This window comes from Streptomyces sp. NBC_01283, from assembly GCF_041435335.1.
Lineage (GTDB): Bacteria > Actinomycetota > Actinomycetes > Streptomycetales > Streptomycetaceae > Streptomyces.
The window spans coordinates 6733874-6755111 of the sequence record NZ_CP108430.1 but is presented as its reverse complement, the minus strand read 5'-3'; the positions used below and the strand labels follow the sequence as shown (position 1 = coordinate 6755111).

The window sequence follows — 21238 nt, the reverse complement described above, 5'->3', positions numbered from 1 at the left end:
GTACGGGCGTACGGGCGTACGAGGGAGGAGGCGCGTCAGCCCTTCTTGGCGGACTCGGCTCCTGCGCCGTCCTTGTCCTTGGAGTCCTTGGAGTCCTCGGGTTCCTTGGAGTCCTGGGACAGGTCGGCCTTGGCCGCGTCCTTGTTGTGGTCGTCGTCCGAGGCGCCCTCGCCGTCAGGCACGGGCTCGACGATCTCCTCGCGTCCGGGGCGCTTCTTCGCGGAGAGCACGAAGTACACGACGGCGAGGATGAACACCGCGATGGCGGTCCAGACGTTCAGGCGCAGGCCGAGCACGTGGTGCGCGTCGTCGACGCGCATGTACTCGATCCAGCCGCGCCCGGCGCAGTACGAGGCGACGTACAGTGCGAACGCCCGGCCGTGGCCCAGCTTGAAGCGGCGGTCGGCCCAGATGACGAGGAAGCCGACGCCGATGCACCAGAGCGACTCGTAGAGGAACGTCGGGTGGTACGTGCCGGGGACCCGGCCGTCCTCCGCCGACGTGATCTTCAGCGCCCACGGCAGATCCGTGGCCTTGCCGTACAGCTCCTGGTTGAACCAGTTGCCCCAGCGGCCGATGGCCTGGGCGAAGGCGATGCCGGGGGCGAGGGCGTCGGCCCAGGCGGGCAGCGGGATGCCGCGCCGGCGACAGCCGATCCAGGCGCCGACCGCGCCGAACGCGATCGCGCCCCAGATACCGAGGCCGCCCTCCCAGATCTTGAAGGCGTCCACCCAGTCACGGCCCTCGCTGAAGTACAGCTGGTAGTCCGTGATCACGTGGTAGAGACGCCCGCCGACGAGGCCGAACGGCACGGCCCAGACGGAGATGTCGGCCACGGTGCCTGGGCGGCCCCCGCGAGCGATCCACCGCTTGTTGCCGAGCCAGACGGCGACGAAGACGCCGATGATGATGCAGAACGCGTAGCCGCGCAGCGGAATGGGTCCGAGTTCGACCACACCGCGCGACGGGCTGGGAATGAAGGCAAGGTCCATGGCAGGTCCGACGCTACCGTGCCGGGTGGTGCCCGAGGCAACCAGCCCGGCTACGTCTCCATAACAGGACCTCGTGGCGGGGCCCGCGAGGACCCCGCCGCGAGGCGCGAGGCGCGACCAGGCGCGGCTAGCCCTTGCTGGCTTCCTCGACCTTCGCCTTCAGCTTCGCCGGGGTCAGCGGATTCTTCTGGTCACCGAAGATGTCCTTGCCGTCGAGCAGCACGCTCGGCGTGCCCTTCAGGCCCGATTCCTGGAAGGCCTTGTTCGACTTCGTGGCCCAGCTGTCGTGCTTGCCGTCGTCCACGCACTTCTTGAACGTGTCGTCGACGAGCCCGTTCACCTTGCCCGCGAGCTCGATCAGCTTGCTGTTCTTGCTGAACGCGTCGTCCGTCTCCGGCGGCTGGTTCGTGTACAGCACGTCGTGGTACGGGGTGAACTTCCCGGCGTCCTGGGCGCAGGCGGCCGCGTTGGCCGCGCGCAGGGAGCCGCTGCCGCCCATGTTCCCGTCGATGATCGTCGCCAGGTGGTACTCGACCTTGAGCTGACCCTTGTCGGTGAGCTCGTGGATCGTCTTGCGGTACATGTCCTCGAACTGCTTGCAGGCGGGGCAGCGGAAGTCCTCCCAGATGGTGAGGGTGGACCTGGCGCTGTCCTTGCCGACGGGGATCGCGAGCTGATCCTCGCCGGTCGCTCCCTTGGGGACCGCCAAGGGACCCGAAGTGTCCTTGTCGTCACCCGAGTTGGCAGCGACCAGACCGGCCACGGCGGCGAGCGCGAGCACGCCGACGACGGCAGCGCTCACGATCAACACCCTGCGCTGCTTGTCCCGCGACTTCTGCCGCTCTCGCTCTTCCGCCAGCCGGTCGCGGGCCGCGCGCTTTCCCTCACGGTTCTTCTCACTCACACCCCGCCAACGAACCGGGGAGGCACGAGCGTGCCTCCCCGGTCCCAGGTCCACCCGTACGAGTTACGCGTTGCCGCGAACTCCCTGGGCGAGGTCACTCGCGAGCGCACGGACGGCGGCAAGGCCTGCGGCCGTGTCGTTGGCGTTCTCGGCGTCCAGCATCCGCTGGACGAAGGCCGAACCGACGATCACGCCGTCGGCGAAGCCCGCGACCTCGGCGGCCTGGCGGGCGTTGGAGACCCCGAGGCCGACACAGACCGGCAGGTCGGTGGTGGCCTTGGTGCGCCGCACCAGTTCCTGCGCCTGCTCGCCGACGGACTCACGGGTGCCCGTGACGCCCATCAGCGACGCCGCGTACACGAAGCCGGAACCGGCCGCCGTGATGGTGGCGAGGCGCTCGTCCTTGCTGCTCGGCGCGACGACGAAGACCGTCGCAAGGCCGTGCTTCTCGGCGTGCTCCCTCCACAGGCCCGACTCCTGGACGGGCAGGTCGGGCAGGATGCAGCCCGCGCCGCCCGCCTCGGCGAGCTCGGCGGTGAAGCGCTCGACGCCATAGCGGTCGATCGGGTTCCAGTACGTCATGACGAGCACCGGCTTGCCGGTCGCCTCGTACGCCTCGCGCACCGTGCGCATCACGTCGGCGATCTTGAGGCCCGCCTTGAGCGCGATGTCGTCGGCGGTCTGGATGACGGGGCCGTCGAGGACCGGGTCGCTGTGCGGGAGGCCGACCTCCACGACGTCGGCGCCGCCCTCGAAGACGGCCTTGATCGCCGCGATGCCGCCGTCCACGGTCGGGAACCCGGCCGGGAGGTAGGCGATGAGGGCGGAGCGTCCCTCGGACTTCGCCGCCGCGAGGGTGTCGTCCAACAGCCTGATGTTGCCGCTCACTTCGCGTCCCCCTCGATCTCCGCGCCGGTGCCGGCCGCGTCCGCCTCCACGGCGGCGTCCGTGTCGTACAGGCCGAAGTAGCGCGCGGCCGTGTCCATGTCCTTGTCGCCGCGCCCGGACAGGTTGATGATCAGCAGCCCGTCCTTGCCGAGCTCCTTGCCGATCTCCAGGGCCCCGGCGAGGGCGTGGGCGCTCTCGATGGCCGGGATGATGCCCTCGGTGCGCGACAGGAGGCGCAGGGCCTGCATGGCCGCGTCGTCGGTGACCGCGCGGTACTCGCCGCGGCCGCTGTCCTTGAGGTAGGCGTGCTCGGGACCGATGCCCGGGTAGTCGAGTCCGGCGGAGATCGAGTAGGGCTCGGTGATCTGCCCTTCCTCGTCCTGGAGGACGTACGACCGCGAGCCGTGCAGGATGCCGGGCTCGCCGGCGCTCAGCGTGGCCGCGTGCTCGCCGGTCTCGATGCCGTGGCCCGCGGGCTCGCACCCGATGAGGCGGACACCGGCGTCCGGGATGAAGGCGTGGAAGAGGCCGATGGCGTTCGAGCCGCCGCCCACGCAGGCCACGGCGGCGTCGGGCAGGCGTCCGGCGCGCTCCAGGATCTGGCGGCGGGCCTCCACGCCGATGACGCGGTGGAAGTCGCGCACCATGGCGGGGAAGGGATGCGGGCCCGCGACGGTCCCGAAGAGGTAGTGCGTGCGGTCCACATTGGCGACCCAGTCGCGGAACGCCTCGTTGATGGCGTCCTTCAGGGTGCGACTGCCGGACTTCACGGCGATGACCTCGGCGCCGAGCATGCGCATGCGGGCCACGTTCAGGGCCTGGCGCTCGGTGTCGATCTCGCCCATGTAGATGGTGCACTCGAGGCCGAAGAGCGCACAGGCGGTGGCCGTGGCGACGCCGTGCTGTCCGGCGCCGGTCTCCGCGATGACGCGGGTCTTGCCCATGCGCTTGGTGAGCAGGGCCTGGCCGAGCACGTTGTTGATCTTGTGCGAGCCGGTGTGGTTCAGGTCCTCGCGCTTGAGGAAGATCCGGGCGCCACCGGCGTGTTCGGCGAACCGGGGCACCTCGGTGAGGCTGCTCGGGCGGCCGGTGTAGTTGACCAGGAGGTCGTCGAGCTCGCGGGCGAACTCGGGGTCGTTCTTGGCCTTGTCGTACTCGACGGCGACCTCGTCCACGGCGGCGACGAGGGCCTCCGGGATGAACTTGCCGCCGAATGCGCCGAAGTAGCCCTCGGCGGTGGGGACTTGACCCTCTGGGTCTGGGTGGAAGTACTCGCTGGACATGCCTCTACCTCACATGACGTGAATGGGTGATCTGCTATGCGATCGACCCCGCCAGGGGCGCGGGGAACTGCGCGAGCAGGCCCCACCGAGGTGAGGACGGCTACGCGCCGTGAAGGGCGGACGGTTCGTCCGGCCGACGCGACGCCGTGGCTGGTCGCGCAGTTCCCCGCGCCCCTGACGGGGCGCTCGGCCATCGCATCCCGTTCACCTGACCCGGCTCATCGCCGATGACGTACCGCACCCTGCGGCCGTGCACGCGCCGCGCGGGCGCCCGGCAGCCGCGGGGGCGGCAGCCGGGTGCGAGGCGGGCGAAGGCGGTCATCGGGAGGGGTCAGCTCCGCCCGTGGCGGAGTGCCGGGTGTGCGCCCGCGGCGACCAGATCGGAGACCGCGGACTTCGGGTCGCGGCCGGTCACCAGGGACTCCCCGACGAGGACCGCGTCGGCGCCCGCGTTGGCGAACGCGATGAGGTCGTGCGGCCCGCGCACACCGGACTCGGCGATCTTGACGACGCTGTCCGGCAGCTCGGGCGCGACGCGCTCGAAGGTGGAGCGGTCGACCTTCAGGGTCTTGAGGTCACGGTTGTTGACGCCGATGACCCGCGCGCCCGCGTCCACGGCCCGCTCGGCCTCGTCCTCGTCGTGCACCTCGACGATCGGCGTGAGGCCGATCGAATGGGCACGCTCGATGAGCGACTCCAGGGCGGGCTGCTCCAGGGCGGCGACGATCAGCAGGGCGAGGTCGGCGCCGTAGGCACGCGCCTCCCACAGCTGGTACGAGGTGACGATGAAGTCCTTGCGGAGCACCGGGATGTCGACCTTGGCCCGGACGGCCTCCAGGTCGGCGAGCGAACCGCCGAAGCGGCGCTGCTCGGTGAGCACGGAGATGACGGCGGCGCCGCCCGCCTCGTAGTCGGCGGCGAGTCCGGCCGGGTCGGCGATCGCGGCGAGCGCGCCCTTGGACGGGCTGGAGCGCTTGACCTCACAGATGACCTTGACGCCGTCGCCGCGCAGCGCGGCGACCCCGTCCTTGGCCGCAGGAGCCTTCGCCGCGCGCTCCTTGAGCTCGTCGAGGCTGACGCGCGCCTGCCGTTCCGCGAGGTCGGCACGGACTCCGTCGATGATCTCGTCGAGCACACTCACGCGAGCGGTCCCCTTCCCTGACGGTGAAGCTGCTGTTTGAACCTCAGGCTGTTCGGCTGCCTCATCAGGCATTCCGATGGTCACTGCGATGGTATCCGCAGGAGGGCGAAGGCCCCGCATCCGGTTGACGCCAGTCCCACGTCCTGGACACCCCGTACCCCCGCTGCCTGGGCTTTCTCGAATTATCAAGGGTGCAGCCATGCCCCGAACGGCAGATTGCGTACGAGGGTGAAGACCGCGACGAGCACCCCGATCCCGTACAGGTGCGCGGGCCCCAACTCGATCCGCACGCGTTGTCCGCGCACCGCGCGGGCCGCCCAGAGGGTCCACAGGACCGCGAAGACGCCGTACCCGACGACGGCGAGCGCGTTGGCGCCCAGTGCCGTGGCGAGGTCGCCGTGGATGAACGCGTGGGCGCTGCGCAGTCCGCCGCAGCCGGGGCAGAACACGCCGGTGAGCCGGAGCAGCGGGCAGGCGGGGTAGTGGCCCGGCTCGTTCGGGTCGACCGTCCCCACGTAGGCGAAGGCGGCGATCACCGAGCCGAGCACGCCGACGGGCACCGCGAGGCGCCGCAGTGCGGTTCCGACGGGTGGTGCCGCGCTCCCGGGTTCAGCGTTCATCAGCCTTCACCCGATGCATTGTGCCCTTCGGCGGCGGCCCGTGCCCGGCAGGGAAACGCGAAAAGAGGCGGTCCCGGCCACTGCCGGTACCGCCTCCTCGTACGTCTTGGAGAACTCAGCCCTCGGAGTGCGCGAGCTGTCCGGCCTTCTGCTGCGGCTGGCGCTTGGCCTGGCCGAGGCCCGCGGCGCGCATGACCAGGCCCACGACGCCACCGGCGGCGATGATGACCATGCCGGCCCAGAAGCCCATCGGGTTGGCCATCACCATGAAGGCACCCGATACGCAGAAACCGATGAAGGCGATGATGACACCGGTCCAGGCGGCCGGGGTGTGTCCGTGGCTGCTGCCCGCCATGACTTGCTCCTCGTTGCTGTATGCGTGGTGGTGATGCGTGGGGTGAGCCGAACGCTCACCGCTCCATTGTCCCGTACTCGCGGGTGTGCCGTGAGCGCGGGGTCATGCCTCCCGCGTCGGGTCCTCACCGCGGTCGAGGGCCTTCCACAGGTCTTCGGGGCGGTCCGGGTCCACCTTGGGCGGCGCCTTGCGCGGGCGCGGGGCGCCGTCGCGTTCGTAGCGTCCCGACATCGCGGGCCAGGACCTGCCGTACGTCAGGGCGAGGAGCCCGGCGATCAGGATCAGCGCGCCCGCGGCGGCCGCGGCGTACGGCCAGGCCGTGTGGCTGAGGTCACCGATCGTGGCGGCGGTGTCGCCGGAGGCCTCGGCGGCCTTCTCGTCGAGTGCGCCGCTGTCGTTCGCGGCGAGGAGTGCGGCGGCCACGGTGCCCGCGCCGCTCAGCGCGAGCAGCAGCGAGACGAGCATCCGCCCGGCCCTGCGGACGGCGAAGACGGCGACGAGCGCGGCGAGGCCCACTATCGCGAGGGCCGCGGGCACGCCCGTGACGTCGCTGCCCGTGGCGCTCAGCGGCAGGTCGCCGCCCGCCACGGAAGCGGTGCCCTTCGCCCAGGTCTGGCGGGACGCCAGCAGCGCGAGGGCCGCGCCGACAGCGCCGAACAGCAGGGCGACGCCGATGCTGCGCCGACCGCTGCGCTGGGCCCGGGTCTCGGGCTCGGCGTCGGCCTCGGCGGCACCAGCGGGATCAGCAGCCTGGGTGCGGGGCGGTGGTACGGCAGAAGTCACCCCTCCACTATCCCTCACGTCCATCGGGACGCCGCAGCCGGTTCGCCGTGTGGATGGCCCGCAGCACCGCGGCCGCCTTGTTGCGGCACTCGGTGTCCTCCGCCACCGGATCGGAGTCGGCGACGACCCCCGCTCCGGCCTGGACGTATGCGGTGCCGTCGCGCAGGAGCGCGGTGCGGATGGCGATGGCGGTGTCGGAGTCGCCGGCGAAGTCGAGATATCCGACACAGCCGCCGTACAGGCCGCGCCGGGAGGGCTCCAGCTCGTCGATGATCTGCATCGCGCGGGGCTTGGGGGCGCCGGAGAGGGTGCCCGCGGGGAAGCAGGCGGTGAGGACGTCGTAGGCGGTGCGGCCGTCGGCGACCTGGCCGGTGACCGTCGACACGATGTGCATGACGTGGGAGTACCGCTCGATGGACATGAAGTCGACGACCTCGACCGAGCCGGGCTCGCAGACGCGCCCCAGGTCGTTGCGGCCCAGGTCGACGAGCATCAGGTGCTCGGCCCGCTCCTTGGGGTCGGCGAGCAGCTCGTCGGCGAGGGCCTGGTCCTCCTGCGGGGTCGCGCCGCGCGGGCGGGTGCCCGCGATGGGGTGCACCATGGCGCGCCCGTCCTCGACCTTGACGAGGGCTTCGGGAGACGACCCGACGACGTCGAATCCCTCGAAGCGGAAGAGGTACATGTACGGCGACGGGTTGGTGGCCCGCAGCACGCGGTACACGTCCAACGCGCTTGCTTCACAAGGGGTTTCGAAGCGCTGCGAGGGGACGACCTGGAAGGCCTCGCCCGCGCGGATGCGCTCCTTGATGTCCTCGACGGCCTCTTGGTACTGCTCGCCGCCCCACAGCGCGGTGTACTCGGGGAGCTCGGACGGCGGCAGGGCGGCCGGGGGCTGCGAGACGGCCCGCGACAGGTCGGCCTCCATGGCGTCGAGCCGGGCGACCGCGTCGGTGTACGCCTCGTCGACGCCCGTCTCCAGGTCGTTGTGGTTGATCGCGTTGGCGATCAGGAGCACGGAGCCGTCCCAGTGGTCGAGGACGGCGAGGTCGCTGGTGAGCAGCATGGTCAGCTCGGGCAGCTGGAGGTCGTCCCGCTCGCCGGGGCCGATCTTCTCCAGGCGGCGCACGATGTCGTAGCCGAGGTACCCGACCATCCCGCCGGTGAAGGGCGGCATCCCGGACGCCAGGTCGCCCGGGGTGTGCAGGGTCTCGACGGTCGCGCGCAGGGCGTCGAGCGGGTCGCCCGACGTGGGGACGCCGACGGGCGGGGTGCCGAGCCAGTGGGCCTCGCCGTCCCGGGTGGTGAGGGTGGCGGCGCTGCGGACGCCGACGAAGGAGTAGCGAGACCACGACCGGCCGTTCTCCGCGGACTCCAGGAGGAACGTGCCGGGCCGCTCTGCGGCGAGCTTGCGGTAGAGGCCGACGGGCGTGTCACCGTCCGCGAGGAGCCTGCGGCTGACGGGGATCACTCGGCGGTCGCTCGCGAGCTTGCGGAAGGTCTCGAGATCCATGGGAGGAGCTTACGGCCGTGTGGGTGGCGGACGGTGTCGCGGGCCGACAGGCGGAACGTCTGCCACTAGAACGGGACGATGACCAACCGCCGTACGCTGACCGCCTTTGCCCTCCTCCTCGCCTCGACCGCGTTCGCGGCCGCCGCGCCCGGCCCCGTGGTGTGGCCCGCCCCCAAGGACGTGCCCGAGCGGGTCCGCGCCGCGGGCCTGGAGATGCTCGACTCCGAGGCGATGGACATGCACATCCACACCACCCTGAAGGTCTACTCGGGCGGCAGCCCCGTCACGGTCCCCGCGGACATCGGCATCGACCGCTCGGGCCCGAAGCCCCGCTACAGCCCGCTGCACACGCACGACACGACGGGCACCCTGCACGTGGAGTCGGAGCGCTGGCGGGACTTCACCCTGGGTCAGTTCATGACCGAGTGGGGCGTGAGCGGCGTACGGGAGAAGTGCGGCGCCGACGTCGCCGGGCGCCGCTGGGCCGGCGATCCGTCCCGCATCGTGCTGCGGGACGGCGAGACGATCACGCTTCGGTGCCGGTGAAGGTGACCGGGAGGGTGTCGGCGTCGAAGCAGGTGCGGGTGCCGGTGTGACAGGCGGCGCCGAGCTGGTCGACCTGGACCAGGACGGTGTCCGCGTCGCAGTCGAGGGCCACGGACTTCACGTACTGGAAGTGGCCTGACGTGTCGCCCTTGACCCAGTACTCCTGTCGGCTGCGCGACCAGTACGTGCAGCGCCCCGTGGTGAGCGTGCGGTGCAGCGCCTCGTCGTCCATCCAGCCCAGCATCAGCACCTCGCCGGTGTCGTACTGCTGGGCGACGGCGGGGACGAGGCCGTCCGCGCCGCGCTTGAGGCGGGCGGCGATCTCGGGGTCGAGGCTGCTGGGCGGGGGCGTGGCGGTCATGGCCCCATTGTGCCGCGCCCGGGTGACACCGCCGGGCCCTGTCCACTGTGCGGACCGGGGGGCGAGTCGTACGCTGGGGCGTATGTCGACCCATGCCAAGCGTGAACGACTTCTCCTGGCCGATCTGTTGGAGGCCGAGGGCCCCGACGCCCCCACCCTCTGCGAGGGCTGGAACACCCGCGATCTCGCAGCTCATGTGGTGGTCCGCGAGCGCCGCGCGGACGCCGCGGGCGGGCTGCTGATCAAACAGCTCGCCTCGCGCCTCGAACGGGTGCAGGCCGAGTTCGCCGCGAAGCCGTACGAGGAACTGATCCAGCTGATCAGGACGGGACCGCCGCGTTTCTCGCCCTTCTCCCTCAAGCAGATCGACGAGGCGTCGAACGCCGTCGAGTTCTACGTCCACACCGAGGACGTGCGCCGCGCGCAGCCCGACTGGACGCCGCGCGAGCTGGACCCGGTGTTCTCGGACGCCCTGTGGTCGCGCCTCGAGCGGATGGCCCGCCTGGTGGGCCGCAAGGCGCCGGTGGGCGTGGTCCTGCGGCGCCCCGACGGCCAGACGGTGGTGGCGCACCGCGGTACTCCCGTGGTGACGGTGACCGGTGAGCCCTCCGAGCTGCTGATGTTCGCGCACGGGCGCCAGGACGCGGCCAACGTCGAGCTGGACGGCGACAAGGACGCGATCGCCAGGCTGCACGAGACGAAGCAACTGGGCCTCTGATGATCAGGGTCGCGATGGCCGGGGTGTACGTGGACGACGTGGCCAAGGCCCACGCCTTCTACACGGACGTCCTGGGCTTCGAGACCCGCCATCACGTGGTGCCGGGCGGCGGTACGCCCTTCGTCACGGTCGGGGCGGCGGGCGGTCGCGGTGACGTGGAGCTGCTGCTCGAACCGGGCGAGGGGCCCATCGCGGAGCCCTATCACAAGGCCCTGCACGAGGCGGGGATCCCGTGCATCGTCCTCGGGGTCGACGATGTGCGGGCCGAGCACGAGCGGCTGAAGGGGCTGGGGGTCCGGTTCGCGCACGGCCCTCAGGCGCAGGGCCCGGTGATCACCGCGGTGCTCGACGACACGGTGGGCAACCTGGTCCAGCTGATGCAGGCGGCGCCGGGGGCGTAGGGGCGTCAGCGGGGCAGTTCGGCCGCCCGCAGCCCCCGCGAGCTGAGCCCGTAGACACCGGCGAGCGCGCACGTCGCCGCGCTGACGGTGAAGATGGGGGCCGTCCCCCAGATCTCCACGGCCCACCCGGTCAGCGGGAACGTCAGCGGTGCCACGCCCAGGCTGACCAGGCCGCCGACGGCGGTGACCCGGCCGACGTACGCAGGGTCCGCCTCCGTCTGCGCGAGCGCCGAGGCCAGGGCTCCGGTGAGTCCCACCAGGAGGCCGACGAGCAGCGCCGCTCCGGCGGCGGCGGGCAGGCTCGGCACATACGCCACGGCGCCGATCCCCACGGCTCCCACGGCGCACGTCCCGGACAGCACGAGCCCCGCCCTCGGCAGCCGCCCCCGCACGGTCAGCAGGAGCGCCGATCCGCCGGCTCCCGCCCCGAACCCGGCGAGGACGAGGCCCACGCCCGACGCTCCCCAGCCGCGCTCGTCGGCCAGCAGAGTGAGCCCGATGTTCAGGGGTCCTACGAAGCCGAGGTCCCCCAGGGCGACGACCACCATCAGCGGGGCGAGGACCCGGTGCCGCCGGATGTACCGGAGCCCGTCGCCGAGTTCCCTCCACGCGGTCCGCCCGCTGCCCGTCCCCTCTCCGGCGCTCTCCCCGGCTCTCTCTTCGGCGGGCAGCTTCGCGATGCGGACGGACATCAGCAGCGGCAGCGACGCCGCGAAGAGCAGCCCGGCGATGCCGAACGCCGCGGCCGACCCGCCGAGTGCGATGCCGAGCCCTCCGAGGGGCGCCCCCACGACATTGGCGAGGCGGATCACCAGGCCGCGCATGCCCTGCACCCGGGCGAGCTGGTGCCGAGCCGTGATGCGGGCCGGAAGGGCGCCCACCGCGGGCATGAACAGCGCGTCGACGGTGCCGAAGACGAAGCCGAGCGCGGCGAGCGGCCACACTCCGGGGCTCGCGAGGGCCAGCAGCGCCGCCACCGCGAACACCGCGGCGCACCGCACCGCGTCACTGCCGATGACGACCCGGCGGGGCCCGAACCGGTCGGCCACGACTCCCCCGCCGAGCATCAGGAGCGCACGCGGCACTGCGCTGACGGCCATGACCAGGCCCGCCTGCGCGGGGCTGCCGGACTTGATGGCGGCCCAGGACAGGGCGAGGTAGAAGACGTTGTCGCCGATCGCGGACGCGCTGTACGCGCCCAGCCAGCGAAGAACATTGCCGTCCCGGTGCGCGGGTCTCTCCGTCACGGGAGCCGTACGTATGCCGGTGGTGGTCATGTGGGGCGGGCCTCTCAGATCCGGAACGGAAAGCTGGCCAGATGCAGGGCGACGTTCTCGCGCCCCTCGGTGTCGCCCGCCGCCTCGGCGGCCTTGCCCTGCTCCTCGTACGTCTTGATCAGGGCGGAGATCTCGGCGTTGAGCCGTGTGAGTTCGGCGGGGTTCAGGCGGGCGAGGAAGTCCGACTGGTCCGCGGCCCTGCGCCACTCGGCGCCCCAGGCCGACTGCTGGGCGAGGTAGGTGTGGTACTGCTCCTCGCGGTGTGCGATCAGCGTGCGGAGGACGGCCGTGTGCGCGGCGGCACCCTCTGGGGTGTCCTTGAAGTCCTCGTGCCGGAAGCTCACGGTCTCCTGCGCGGCTTCCCACCACCGCTCCCGCGCGTCCCCGCTCTGCACCTCGGCCTCCCTGATGAGGCCGGGCTCGGCGAGCTTCCGCAGGTGATAGCTGACGAGCGAGACCGCCTCGTCGACCTGTGCGGCGATCTGTGAGGCGGTCGCCGGACCCGCGACCCGCAGCGTGCTGTAGATCTTCAGCCGCAGGGGGTGCCCGAAGGCCTTGAGCGTGTCGACATCGGTGATGCGGCGGGGCTCGCCGGGCTCGGGCTGCTTGTCGTTCATGCCTTCACCGTAGGTACGAAAGAAAACTTGCGCAATATAAATTGCGCAAGTTTTCTTTCCCAACAGGGCGGCGAAAAGCCCCGGCCACCCAGTGACCAGGGCTTACGCGCAGAACAAGCTCAGCGGACGGGGTGGCCCGCCTCCCGCAGCGTGTCCTTGACCTCGCCGATCCGCAGATCCCCGAAGTGGAAGACCGACGCGGCGAGCACCGCGTCAGCGCCCGCGGCGATCGCGGGCGGGAAGTGGTCCAGGCGGCCCGCGCCGCCGGAGGCGATGACCGGGACGGTGACGTGCCGGCGTACCGCCGCGATCATCTCGATGTCGTAGCCGTCCTTGGTGCCGTCCGCGTCCATCGAGTTGAGCAGGATCTCCCCCGCGCCCAACTCGGCGGCCTGGTGCGCCCATTCGACGGCGTCGATCCCGGCGGACTTGCGGCCGCCGTGGGTCGTCACCTCGAAGTTCCCGGACTCGGTGCGCCGCGCGTCCACCGACAGGACAAGCACCTGGCGGCCGAACCGCTCCGCGATCTCGCGGATCAGCTCGGGGCGCGCGATCGCGGCCGTGTTGACCCCGACCTTGTCCGCGCCCGCGCGCAGCAGCTTGTCGACGTCCTCCGCCGTACGGACGCCGCCGCCCACCGTGAGCGGGATGAAGACCTGCTCGGCGGTGCGGCGCACCACGTCGTACGTGGTCTCGCGGTTGCCGGAGGACGCGGTGATGTCCAGGAAGGTGAGCTCGTCGGCGCCTTCGGCGTCGTACACCTTGGCCATCTCGACGGGGTCGCCCGCGTCCCGGAGGTTCTGGAAGTTGACACCCTTGACGACCCGGCCGTTGTCCACGTCCAAGCAGGGGATCACGCGTACCGCGAGGGTCATGACGTCTCAGCTCCTCGATCGGCCCGGTCGGACCGGTACGCCTCGACCTCGACCTCGACGACCAGGCTCGGGTCGACGAAGCCGGAGACGATGATCATCGACGCGGCGGGGCGGACATCGTCGAAGAGCTCCTTGTGGGCCCGGCCGACCTCCTCCACGTCACGCGCGTGGGTCAGGTACATGCGGGTGCGTACGACGTGCTCCCGGCCAAGGCCCAGCTTCTTCAGCGCCTCGACGGCGACGTGGAAGGCGTTGGCCGCCTGCTCGTAGGGGGTTCCGGCGTCTATGACGCCGTTCACCACCGACGTGCAACCGGACACCAGGACGAGGCCGTTGGGCAGCTCGACGGCGCGGGAGTACCCGATGGCCTCCTCCCACGGTCCGCCCGAGCTCACCCTGCGGACGATGTCACTCATGACGAGGCCACCGCGGCGAGGGCCTCTTCGAGCGTGAAGGCCTTCGCGTACAGCGCCTTGCCGACGATGGCGCCCTCGACGCCCTGCGGGACGAGCTCGGCGATGGCGCGCAGGTCGTCCAGGGACGAGACGCCGCCGGAGGCGACGACCGGACGGTCCGTGGCCGCGCAGACGTTCTTCAGGAGCTCCAGGTTCGGGCCCTGCAGCGTGCCGTCCTTGGCGATGTCGGTGACGACGTAGCGGGCGCAGCCCTCGGAGTTGAGGCGCTCCAGGGTCTCGTAGAGGTCGCCGCCGTCGCGGGTCCAGCCGCGGCCGCGCAGCGTCGTGCCGCGTACGTCGAGGCCGACCGCGATCTTGTCGCCGTGCTCGGCGATGACCTTGGCGACCCACTCCGGGGTCTCCAGGGCTGCGGTGCCGAGGTTCACGCGGGTGCAGCCGGTGGCCAGGGCCGCGGCGAGCGTGTCGTCGTCGCGGATGCCGCCGGACAGCTCCACCTTGATGTCCATGGCCTCGGTGACCTCGCGGATCAGCGCGCGGTTGTCGCCGGTGCCGAACGCGGCGTCCAGGTCGACCAGGTGCAGCCACTCGGCGCCCGACCGCTGCCAGGAGAGGGCGGCCTCCAGCGGGGAGCCGTAGGAGGTCTCCGATCCGGACTCGCCATGGACGAGACGTACGGCCTGGCCGTCGCGGACGTCGACGGCGGGAAGGAGTTCGAGCTTGCTCACAGAGGTCCCTGACATTCCTAGAGGGTTCCGATCCAGTTGGTGAGGAGCTGGGCGCCGGCGTCGCCGGACTTCTCGGGGTGGAACTGCGTGGCCCACAGAGCGCCGTTCTCGACGGCCGCCACGAAGGGCTCGCCGTGCGTGGTCCAGGCGACCTTGGGCGCGCGGAAGGCGGGGTTGCCGGCCTCGAAGTCCCAGTGGTGCACGGCGTAGGAGTGCACGAAGTAGTAGCGGGCTTCGGCGTCGAGGCCCGCGAAGAGCTGGGAGCCCTCGGGCGCCTCGACGGTGTTCCAGCCCATGTGCGGGACGATGTCGGCCTTCAGCGGCTCGACGGTGCCGGGCCACTCGTCGAGGCCCTCGGCCTCCACGTCGTGCTCGATGCCGCGCGCGAAGAGGATCTGCATGCCGACGCAGATGCCCATCACGGGTCGGCCGCCCGCGAGCCTGCGGCCCACGATCCAGTCGCCGCGCGCCTCCTTGAGCCCCTGCATGCAGGCGGCGAAGGCGCCGACACCGGGGACGAGGAGTCCGTCGGCGTTCATGGCCGTGTCGTAGTCACGGGTGATCTCGACGTCCGCGCCCGCGCGCGCGAGGGCGCGCTCGGCGGAACGGACGTTCCCGAAGCCGTAGTCGAAGACGACGACCTTCTTGCGTGGATTCTGGGGAGTGCTCATTCGCGTACGCCCCTCAGTTCCAGTAGTCGAGCCGCATGATCCCCGCGACGAGGCACATGGCCGCGCCGATGGAGAGCAGCGTGATCAGGCCCTTGGGCATCCCCTGCTTGACGAAGGAGATGATGCCGCCGATCAGGAAGAGCCCGACGACGATGAGGATGGTGTTGAGACCGGTCATGGCTTTACAGCGCGCCCTTCGTGGAGGGGAGGATCCCGGCGGCGCGCGGGTCGCGCTCCGATGCGTAACGCAGCGCGCGGGCGAGGGCCTTGAACTGGCACTCCACGATGTGGTGGGCGTTGCGGCCGTAGGGCACGTGCACGTGCAGGGCGATCTGGGCCTGCGCGACGAAGGACTCCAGGATGTGCCGGGTCATCGTCGTGTCGTACGTGCCGATCATCGGCGCCATGGTCTCGGGCTCGGTGTGCACGAGGTACGGACGGCCGCTCAGGTCGACGGTGACCTGGGCGAGCGACTCGTCGAGCGGGACCGTGCAGTTGCCGAAGCGGTAGATGCCGACCTTGTCGCCGAGCGCCTGCTTGAAGGCGGCGCCCAGGGCGAGGGCGGTGTCCTCGATGGTGTGGTGGGTGTCGATGTGCAGGTCGCCCTCGGTCTTGACCGTGAGGTCGAAGAGGCCGTGGCGGCCGAGCTGGTCGAGCATGTGGTCGTAGAAGCCGACCCCTGTGGATACTGCCACCTCGCCCTTGCCGTCGAGATCGATCTCGACGAGGACCGACGTCTCCTTGGTGGTCCGTTCGACCCGTCCAACGCGGCTCATGCCTGCTGCTCCTTCTTCAGTTCGCGTACCGCATCGAGGAACGCGTCGTTTTCGTCGGGGGTTCCCGCGGAGACCCGCAGCCACCCCGGTACGCCGTTGTCGCGGACCAGGACCCCCCGGTCGAGGATCCGCTGCCAGACCGCGTGGGCATCTTCGAATCGCCCGAACTGCACGAAGTTGGCGTCGGAGTCGGTGACCTCGTAGCCGATCGCACGCAGCTCGCTCACCAGCCGGTCGCGCTCCCGCTTCAGCTGCTCGACGTACTTCAGGAGCGTGTCGGTGTGCTCCAGGGCGGCCAGCGCGGTGGCCTGGGTGACGGCCGACAGGTGATACGGCAGGCGTACGAGCTGTACGGCGTCGACGACCGCGGGGTCGGCGGCGAGGTAGCCGAGGCGGAGCCCGGCGGCCCCGAAGGCCTTCGACATGGTGCGGGAGATGACGAGGTTCGGGCGGCCCGCGAGCAGCGGGAGCAGCGAGTCGCCGTGGCTGAACTCCACGTACGCCTCGTCGACCACGACCATCGAGGGCTTCGCGGCCTGCGCGGCTTCGTAGAGCGCGAGGACGGTGTCGCCGGAGACGGCGTTGCCCGTGGGGTTGTTGGGGGTGGTGATGAAGACGACGTCGGGCCGGTTCTCGGCGATGGTCTTCGTCGCCGCTTCGACGTCGATCGTGAAGTCGTCGCCGCGCGGGCCCGAGATCCAGCCGGTGCCGGTGCCGCGCGCGATGAGCCCGTGCATCGAGTACGAGGGCTCGAAGCCGATGGCGGTGCGGCCGGGCCCGCCGAAGGTCTGCAGGAGCTGCTGGATGACTTCGTTCGAGCCGTTGGCCGCCCAGACGTTGGCGAGGGTGACCTCGTGGCCGCCGGTGTTCGTGAGGTAGCGCGCGAGCTCGGTGCGCAGCTCGACCGCGTCGCGGTCGGGGTAGCGGTTGAGGTCGCGGGCCGCCTCGCGGACGCGCTCGGCGATGCGCTCGACGAGCGGCTCGGGGAGCGGGTACGGGTTCTCGTTCGTGTTCAGACGTACGGGTACGTCGAGCTGGGGGGCGCCGTAGGGGGACTTGCCGCGCAGTTCGTCGCGTACGGGGAGATCGTCGATGTGGGTCACTTGCTCTCCGGAACCTTCCATCCGAACCTCGCCTTGATGGCCGCACCGTGCGCGGGCAGGTCCTCGGCATCGGCGAGCGTCACCACGTGCCGGGCTACGTCGGCGAGCGCGTCGCGGGTGTAGTCGACGATGTGGATGCCGCGCAGGAACGACTGGACGGACAGGCCCGAGGAGTGGCAGGCGCAGCCGCCGGTCGGCAGCACGTGGTTCGAGCCGGCGCAGTAGTCGCCGAGCGAGACGGGGGCCCAGGGGCCGACGAAGATCGCGCCCGCGTTCTTGACGCGGGCGGCGACGGCGGCGGCGTCGGCGGTCTGGATCTCCAGGTGCTCGGCGCCGTACGCGTCGACGACGCGCAGGCCCTCCTCCAGGCCGTCGACCAGGACGATCGCGGACTGGCGGCCGCTGAGCGCGGGGACGATCCGGTCCTCGACGTGCTTGGTCGCGGCGACCTGCGGCTCCAGCTCCTTGGCGACGGCGTCGGCAAGCGCGATGGAGTCGGTGACGAGGACGGCGGCGGCCAGCGGGTCGTGCTCGGCCTGGCTGATCAGGTCGGAGGCGACGTGCACGGCGTCCGCGGTGTCGTCGGCGAGGACCGCGATCTCGGTCGGCCCGGCTTCGGTGTCGATGCCGATGCGTCCCGTGAAGTACCGCTTGGCGGCGGCGACCCAGATGTTGCCGGGCCCGGTGACCATGTTCGCCGGGGCGCAGGTCTCGGTGCCGTACGCGAACATCGCGACGGCCTGGGCGCCGCCCACCGCGTACACCTCGTCGATGCCGAGGAGGGCGCAGGCGGCGAGGATCGTGGGGTGCGGAAGGCCGTCGAAGTCGGCCTGCGGCGGGGACGCGAGCGCCATCGACTCGACGCCCGCCTCCTGCGCCGGAACCGCGTTCATGATCACGGAGGACGGGTAGACGGAGCGTCCGCCCGGTGCGTAGAGGCCGACGCGCTCGACCGGCACCCACTTCTCGGTGACCGTGCCGCCGGGCACGACCTGGGTGGTGTGCGGGGCACGGCGCTGCTCGCGGTGGACGATGCGGGCGCGGCGGATCGACTCCTCCAGGGCCTCGCGCACGACCGGGTCGAGGCCGGTCAGGGCGTCGGCGATGGCGGTCGCGGGGACGCGGACCTGCGTCAGCCGTACTCCGTCGAACTTCTCCGCGTATTCGATCAGCGCCGCGTCGCCACGATGATGCACGTCCTCGCAGATGGGCCGCACCTTCTCCAGGGCGGCCGCGACGTCGAAGTCGGCACGGGGCAGCAGGGCGCGCAGGGCGGGGCCCTCGGGGAGGGCGTCGCCGCGCAGATCGATTCGGGAGATCACGTGGCCAATTCTCTCAGACCCTGATTCCGCGCCGGACGCCGTATCACTGGCTGATATGAATCACGGAAGACCACGTTCACCACTAGCGTTCAGCCCGTCACTGAGCGGGCATGAAACAGGTGTGCGAGGGACCAGCGCACCGCAGCACGGCCAAGCGGCACCGGATCGCGGTGCGGGACGGCAGTACGGGGAGGACAACAGCAGTGGTCGACGACACCGGCATCGGGGACCCGCCGGACGGACTGACCGCCGCCGAGATCGGCATGTGGCAGGCCTTCCGCAACGGCAGCGTGTATGACCTCCGGTCGGGGGACGCGATGGAGGACGATCCCCACGGCGGCCACCCCTGGGGCCCGGAACGCAGCGTGCGCGCGCGCATCGTGTGCTGGCTGCTCCTGGAGGGTCCGCCCGCACTCTCGGGCCGGGTCTCGTCACTGAAGCTCTCGGGCCTCCAGATCACGGACGTACTGGATCTGGCGGGCGGCGAGGTCGTTCCCTACGCCGAGCTGAAGCACTGCCGCTTCGAGAAGGAAGTACTCGTCCCCGAGGCCAAGTTCACCACCCTGCGCCTCGTCAACTGCTCGATCCCGCGCGTCGAGGCGGCCCGCGTGCACACGGAGGGCGACCTGCATCTGCCGCGCTGCCGGATCCACAACGGCATGCGGCTCACGGACGCCCAGATCGGCACCGACCTGCTGATCAACCAGGCGGTGATCTACCGCGACCGGCGCGGCAACTCGATCATGGGCGACGGGCTCTCGGTCGGGCAGGACCTGCAGGCCGAGATGATGGAGTCGCACGGCCAGCTCAGTCTGCGCGGCGCGAAGGTCGGCGTCTCCTTCAGCCTGCGCGGCAGCAAGCTCGCCAATCCGTACGGCCAGCGGGCGCTCAACGCCCCGCAGATGACCGTGGAACGCACGCTCTACATGACGCCCGCCGCGCTCGGCGATCCCCCCATGACCAGCGGCATGACGCCCCCGCGCGGCACCCGCATCCAGCGCTTCGAGTGCCAGGGCGGCGTCCGGCTCGACGACGGGCGCTTCGGGGACGCCGTCGACCTGGCCCAGGCGCGCTTCACCCTGGAGAACGACCAGGAGGTGTCGCTGCGCCGCGTGCAGACCCCCGAGCTGCGCTTCCTCGGCGAGGCCCCGCAGCGCGGCAAGATCATCCTGTCCGGCGCCAAGGTCGTCACCCTCATCGACAAGTCGACCAGCTGGCCGGGTCCCGGCGGCCTCCAGATGGGTGGCTTCAGTTACGAGAACCTCGTGCCGCAGGGCAGCTTCCCGCTCACCCGGCGGCTGGCCTGGGTGGCGGCCGCGACCGCCGAGTACAACCCCGAGCCGTACGAGAAGCTGGCCGCCGTCCTGCGCAACGGCGGCGAGGACGCCGACGCCCGCGAGGTGCTGCTCGCCAAGCAGCGCCGGCGCCGCGAGACCCTGCCGATCGCGGCGAAGCTCTGGGGCTTCGCCCAGGACTGGACCGTGGCCTACGGCTACCGGCCGGGCCGGGCCGCCCTGTGGATGGCGGTGCTCTGGGCGGTGAGCGCGGTGGCCTTCGCGCGCGCCGACCACCCGGCGATCAAACCGGGCGAGCATCCGAACTGGAACCCGGCCCTGTTCTCCCTCGACCTGCTGCTCCCGGTCATCGACCTGGGCCAGGACAGCTACTGGCAGCTGCGCGGCGGCTGGCAGTGGTTCGCGGCGATCCTCATCCTGCTCGGCTGGGTCCTCGCGACGACCGTCGCGGCGGGGGCGACGAGGCTGCTGCGGAGGAACTGAGGAGGGGTGAGGGGCTGAAAGAAGGGCCTCGGAGCCCACCGGGAGCAGAGATTTTACCTTTACTTGACCATGTGTCAGGCAACCGGACGATCGATGCGAAAGCTTCACCCGCCATCCTCTGGCACTGCCCCGACCTGCGGCTTTCAATAACCGCACGATGGCACTCCTGCGCGCCCTGATCCGCACCGCACGCATGGTCAGGAACACCCCCCTCCTCTCCGCCGGTCTGACCCCCGACGACGAGGTGCTCCTCGACGCACCCGACGACCGGCTCGGCCCCGCGCTCGTCGCCGCGGGCCGGGGCGACCACGGCCCCGCCGCGAAACTGCTCGCCATGACCCGCGAGGGCAACGAGTGGGAGACCCGCGACCGCTACACGACGCGTCTTGCCACCTTCGCCCGCTCCCGCCCCGAGTGGTTCGACGACTGGCTCGCCGCCGCTCCGCACGACCCCGACGCGCTGCTCGTCAAGGCCGAGCTCGCGGTGGTCCGCGGCTGGGAGTCGCCGGCCCGCGCCGAACTGCTCCGCGAGACGGCGCCGCTGATCACCGCGGCGGCCGAGGCCGACCCGCGCGACCCCGTGCCGTGGCGGATCGCCCTGGACCACGCGCGCGGCACCCATGCCCCGCACTCGGTCTTCGACGCGATCCGGGCCGAGGCGGTGCACCGCTCCTCGCACCACTACGGCTGCCACGCCTCGGCGCTCCAGTACCTGTCGGCGGCCTGGTACGGCTCGCACCGCCAGTGCTTCGACTTCGCCGAGCGCGCCGCGCGGGACGCGCTGCCGGGATCGCTGATCCAGGCGCTGCCCGCGCGGGCCGCGTTCGCGTATCTCACCAGCGCCTCGGGGAGCGTGCCGCGCGAGCGTCTGGACGCCGCCGCCGACCTCGGGATCGCCGTGTCCCAGGAGTACGAGGCCGGGGATCCCTGGCCCGCGGAGGTCCGCAACGTCCTCACCTTCGTCCTCGTACGCCTGGAGCGATGGAGCGACGCCCTCGAACAACTGCGCCTCATCGGGCCCTATGCGACGTCCTTCCCCTGGGACCGCATGGCCGACGATCCGCTCGGCCAGTTCCTGGAACTGCGCGACGGCATACGCATCGAGGTGGCCGCCGGGACCCCGCTGCGCACCGGCCGCGGACGTCCGGGCTCCGGCGACCATTAGGCTTGAGGCTC

26 protein-coding genes are annotated in these 21238 nt (G+C 71.2%); 5 read left to right on the top strand and 21 right to left on the bottom strand.

All coding sequences use genetic code 11. The features are described from left to right. Window positions 1–35: 35 nt before the first annotated feature. From lgt to OG302_RS30550, 10 genes are all read right to left on the bottom strand, one after another. Complete coding sequence (lgt, locus tag OG302_RS30595; protein WP_371529715.1) at window positions 36–992, bottom strand: prolipoprotein diacylglyceryl transferase; 957 nt, start codon at window positions 990–992, stop codon at window positions 36–38. Window positions 993–1119: 127 nt separating this feature from the next. After that, window positions 1120–1896, bottom strand: coding sequence for a DsbA family protein (locus OG302_RS30590; RefSeq protein WP_371529714.1), 777 nt, complete (start codon window positions 1894–1896; stop codon window positions 1120–1122). Window positions 1897–1959: 63 nt separating this feature from the next. Continuing rightward, on the bottom strand, window positions 1960–2784 hold the full coding sequence (gene trpA / locus OG302_RS30585) for a tryptophan synthase subunit alpha (RefSeq protein WP_371529713.1): 825 nt from the start codon (window positions 2782–2784) through the stop codon (window positions 1960–1962). Continuing rightward, window positions 2781–4067, bottom strand: coding sequence for a tryptophan synthase subunit beta (trpB, locus tag OG302_RS30580; protein ID WP_371529712.1), 1287 nt, complete (start codon window positions 4065–4067; stop codon window positions 2781–2783). Before trpB ends, trpA begins: the two co-directional genes overlap by 4 nt. Before the next feature lie 100 nt (window positions 4068–4167). Beyond that, a complete protein-coding gene (gene trpM, locus OG302_RS30575; RefSeq protein WP_371529711.1) occupies window positions 4168–4389 on the bottom strand; it encodes a tryptophan biosynthesis modulator TrpM in 222 nt (73 codons plus the stop codon). A gap of 9 nt (window positions 4390–4398) precedes the next feature. Next, window positions 4399–5208, bottom strand: coding sequence for an indole-3-glycerol phosphate synthase TrpC (gene trpC / locus OG302_RS30570; RefSeq protein ID WP_361826768.1), 810 nt, complete (start codon window positions 5206–5208; stop codon window positions 4399–4401). 185 nt (window positions 5209–5393) lie between these two features. Further along, complete coding sequence (locus OG302_RS30565; RefSeq protein WP_371529710.1) at window positions 5394–5828, bottom strand: DUF2752 domain-containing protein; 435 nt, start codon at window positions 5826–5828, stop codon at window positions 5394–5396. A 115-nt stretch (window positions 5829–5943) separates the two neighbouring features. Continuing rightward, complete coding sequence (locus OG302_RS30560) at window positions 5944–6183, bottom strand: HGxxPAAW family protein (RefSeq protein ID WP_371529709.1); 240 nt, start codon at window positions 6181–6183, stop codon at window positions 5944–5946. 102 nt (window positions 6184–6285) lie between these two features. Continuing rightward, window positions 6286–6990, bottom strand: coding sequence for a TIGR02234 family membrane protein (locus OG302_RS30555; protein WP_371529708.1), 705 nt, complete (start codon window positions 6988–6990; stop codon window positions 6286–6288). Beyond that, window positions 6974–8476 carry an anthranilate synthase component I gene (locus tag OG302_RS30550; protein WP_361826776.1) on the bottom strand — a complete coding sequence of 501 codons (1503 nt, stop codon included), beginning with the start codon at window positions 8474–8476 and terminating at the stop codon, window positions 6974–6976. Before OG302_RS30550 ends, OG302_RS30555 begins: the two co-directional genes overlap by 17 nt. Before the next feature lie 78 nt (window positions 8477–8554). On the opposite strand from OG302_RS30550, the gene OG302_RS30545 reads away from it, so the two are divergent. Further along, a complete protein-coding gene (locus tag OG302_RS30545; RefSeq protein ID WP_361826778.1) occupies window positions 8555–9022 on the top strand; it encodes a hypothetical protein in 468 nt (155 codons plus the stop codon). On the opposite strand, the gene hisI is transcribed toward OG302_RS30545, so the two are convergent. Beyond that, entirely contained in the window at window positions 9003–9383 is a 381-nt protein-coding gene (hisI, locus tag OG302_RS30540; protein ID WP_371529707.1) for a phosphoribosyl-AMP cyclohydrolase, read from the bottom strand. The genes OG302_RS30545 and hisI overlap by 20 nt on opposite strands. Window positions 9384–9465: 82 nt before the next feature. Between hisI and OG302_RS30535 the strand changes: the two genes are divergently transcribed. Together OG302_RS30535 and OG302_RS30530 are read left to right on the top strand one after the other, a co-directional pair. Continuing rightward, window positions 9466–10101, top strand: a complete 636-nt coding sequence (locus OG302_RS30535; RefSeq protein ID WP_361826783.1) for a TIGR03085 family metal-binding protein — start codon at window positions 9466–9468, stop codon at window positions 10099–10101. Further along, on the top strand, window positions 10101–10502 hold the full coding sequence (locus OG302_RS30530; RefSeq protein WP_371529706.1) for a VOC family protein: 402 nt from the start codon (window positions 10101–10103) through the stop codon (window positions 10500–10502). The genes OG302_RS30535 and OG302_RS30530 overlap by 1 nt, the downstream gene beginning before the upstream one ends. 5 nt (window positions 10503–10507) lie before the next feature. Here OG302_RS30530 and OG302_RS30525 read toward each other — a convergent pair whose 3' ends face one another. The 10 genes from OG302_RS30525 to hisD all read right to left on the bottom strand — a co-directional run bounded on the left by OG302_RS30525 (window position 10508) and on the right by hisD (window position 18284). Continuing rightward, complete coding sequence (locus tag OG302_RS30525; protein WP_371529705.1) at window positions 10508–11779, bottom strand: MFS transporter; 1272 nt, start codon at window positions 11777–11779, stop codon at window positions 10508–10510. Between the two features lie 14 nt (window positions 11780–11793). Further along, window positions 11794–12396: an ArsR/SmtB family transcription factor gene (locus tag OG302_RS30520; protein ID WP_371529704.1), complete on the bottom strand. Its 603-nt coding sequence runs from the start codon at window positions 12394–12396 to the stop codon at window positions 11794–11796. A 119-nt stretch (window positions 12397–12515) separates the two neighbouring features. Then, the gene (gene hisF, locus OG302_RS30515) at window positions 12516–13271 is read right to left on the bottom strand and encodes an imidazole glycerol phosphate synthase subunit HisF (protein ID WP_371529703.1); all 756 of its coding nucleotides are present in this window, start codon (window positions 13269–13271) and stop codon (window positions 12516–12518) included. Then, window positions 13268–13687, bottom strand: coding sequence for a RidA family protein (locus OG302_RS30510; RefSeq protein ID WP_371529702.1), 420 nt, complete (start codon window positions 13685–13687; stop codon window positions 13268–13270). Before OG302_RS30510 ends, hisF begins: the two co-directional genes overlap by 4 nt. Beyond that, the gene (gene priA / locus OG302_RS30505; RefSeq protein WP_361828456.1) at window positions 13684–14412 is read right to left on the bottom strand and encodes a bifunctional 1-(5-phosphoribosyl)-5-((5-phosphoribosylamino)methylideneamino)imidazole-4-carboxamide isomerase/phosphoribosylanthranilate isomerase PriA; all 729 of its coding nucleotides are present in this window, start codon (window positions 14410–14412) and stop codon (window positions 13684–13686) included. The genes OG302_RS30510 and priA overlap by 4 nt, the downstream gene beginning before the upstream one ends. Window positions 14413–14429: 17 nt before the next feature. Further along, window positions 14430–15083: an imidazole glycerol phosphate synthase subunit HisH gene (hisH, locus tag OG302_RS30500; RefSeq protein ID WP_371529701.1), complete on the bottom strand. Its 654-nt coding sequence runs from the start codon at window positions 15081–15083 to the stop codon at window positions 14430–14432. Between the two features lie 13 nt (window positions 15084–15096). Continuing rightward, window positions 15097–15261, bottom strand: a complete 165-nt coding sequence (locus OG302_RS30495; protein ID WP_361826800.1) for a hypothetical protein — start codon at window positions 15259–15261, stop codon at window positions 15097–15099. 4 nt (window positions 15262–15265) lie between these two features. Further along, window positions 15266–15859 (bottom strand): imidazoleglycerol-phosphate dehydratase HisB, encoded by a 594-nt coding sequence (hisB, locus tag OG302_RS30490; protein ID WP_371529700.1) that lies wholly within the window; start codon window positions 15857–15859, stop codon window positions 15266–15268. Continuing rightward, entirely contained in the window at window positions 15856–16983 is a 1128-nt protein-coding gene (locus OG302_RS30485) for a histidinol-phosphate transaminase (RefSeq protein WP_371529699.1), read from the bottom strand. The genes hisB and OG302_RS30485 overlap by 4 nt, the downstream gene beginning before the upstream one ends. After that, complete coding sequence (gene hisD, locus OG302_RS30480) at window positions 16959–18284, bottom strand: histidinol dehydrogenase (RefSeq protein WP_371529698.1); 1326 nt, start codon at window positions 18282–18284, stop codon at window positions 16959–16961. Before hisD ends, OG302_RS30485 begins: the two co-directional genes overlap by 25 nt. Before the next feature lie 263 nt (window positions 18285–18547). Between hisD and OG302_RS30475 the strand changes: the two genes are divergently transcribed. Together OG302_RS30475 and OG302_RS30470 are read left to right on the top strand one after the other, a co-directional pair. Continuing rightward, on the top strand, window positions 18548–20062 hold the full coding sequence (locus OG302_RS30475) for an oxidoreductase (protein WP_371750280.1): 1515 nt from the start codon (window positions 18548–18550) through the stop codon (window positions 20060–20062). 157 nt (window positions 20063–20219) lie between these two features. Then, window positions 20220–21227 carry a hypothetical protein gene (locus OG302_RS30470; RefSeq protein ID WP_371529697.1) on the top strand — a complete coding sequence of 336 codons (1008 nt, stop codon included), beginning with the start codon at window positions 20220–20222 and terminating at the stop codon, window positions 21225–21227. The last annotated feature ends 11 nt before the right edge of the window (window positions 21228–21238 follow it).

Bases quoted from the DNA above. Each gene is read 5' to 3' on its own strand.
- lgt (WP_371529715.1), bottom strand. From the start codon at position 992: ATGGACCTTGCCTTCATTCCCAGCCCGTCGCGCGGTGTGGTCGAACTC.
- OG302_RS30560 (WP_371529709.1), bottom strand. From the start codon at position 6,183: ATGGCGGGCAGCAGCCACGGACACACCCCGGCCGCCTGGACCGGTGTC.
- OG302_RS30470 (WP_371529697.1), top strand. From the start codon at position 20,220: ATGGCACTCCTGCGCGCCCTGATCCGCACCGCACGCATGGTCAGGAAC.
- hisH (WP_371529701.1), bottom strand. From the start codon at position 15,083: ATGAGCACTCCCCAGAATCCACGCAAGAAGGTCGTCGTCTTCGACTAC.
- OG302_RS30525 (WP_371529705.1), bottom strand. From the start codon at position 11,779: ATGACCACCACCGGCATACGTACGGCTCCCGTGACGGAGAGACCCGCG.
- OG302_RS30475 (WP_371750280.1), top strand. From the start codon at position 18,548: ATGTGGCAGGCCTTCCGCAACGGCAGCGTGTATGACCTCCGGTCGGGG.
- OG302_RS30565 (WP_371529710.1), bottom strand. From the start codon at position 5,828: ATGAACGCTGAACCCGGGAGCGCGGCACCACCCGTCGGAACCGCACTG.
- OG302_RS30495 (WP_361826800.1), bottom strand. From the start codon at position 15,261: ATGACCGGTCTCAACACCATCCTCATCGTCGTCGGGCTCTTCCTGATC.
- hisF (WP_371529703.1), bottom strand. From the start codon at position 13,271: ATGACCCTCGCGGTACGCGTGATCCCCTGCTTGGACGTGGACAACGGC.
- OG302_RS30535 (WP_361826783.1), top strand. From the start codon at position 9,466: ATGTCGACCCATGCCAAGCGTGAACGACTTCTCCTGGCCGATCTGTTG.
- OG302_RS30545 (WP_361826778.1), top strand. From the start codon at position 8,555: ATGACCAACCGCCGTACGCTGACCGCCTTTGCCCTCCTCCTCGCCTCG.
- OG302_RS30520 (WP_371529704.1), bottom strand. From the start codon at position 12,396: ATGAACGACAAGCAGCCCGAGCCCGGCGAGCCCCGCCGCATCACCGAT.
- OG302_RS30550 (WP_361826776.1), bottom strand. From the start codon at position 8,476: ATGGATCTCGAGACCTTCCGCAAGCTCGCGAGCGACCGCCGAGTGATC.
- OG302_RS30555 (WP_371529708.1), bottom strand. From the start codon at position 6,990: ATGGACGTGAGGGATAGTGGAGGGGTGACTTCTGCCGTACCACCGCCC.
- OG302_RS30485 (WP_371529699.1), bottom strand. From the start codon at position 16,983: ATGGAAGGTTCCGGAGAGCAAGTGACCCACATCGACGATCTCCCCGTA.
- trpM (WP_371529711.1), bottom strand. From the start codon at position 4,389: ATGACCGCCTTCGCCCGCCTCGCACCCGGCTGCCGCCCCCGCGGCTGC.
- trpB (WP_371529712.1), bottom strand. From the start codon at position 4,067: ATGTCCAGCGAGTACTTCCACCCAGACCCAGAGGGTCAAGTCCCCACC.
- hisB (WP_371529700.1), bottom strand. From the start codon at position 15,859: ATGAGCCGCGTTGGACGGGTCGAACGGACCACCAAGGAGACGTCGGTC.
- OG302_RS30530 (WP_371529706.1), top strand. From the start codon at position 10,101: ATGATCAGGGTCGCGATGGCCGGGGTGTACGTGGACGACGTGGCCAAG.
- OG302_RS30510 (WP_371529702.1), bottom strand. From the start codon at position 13,687: ATGAGTGACATCGTCCGCAGGGTGAGCTCGGGCGGACCGTGGGAGGAG.
- hisI (WP_371529707.1), bottom strand. From the start codon at position 9,383: ATGACCGCCACGCCCCCGCCCAGCAGCCTCGACCCCGAGATCGCCGCC.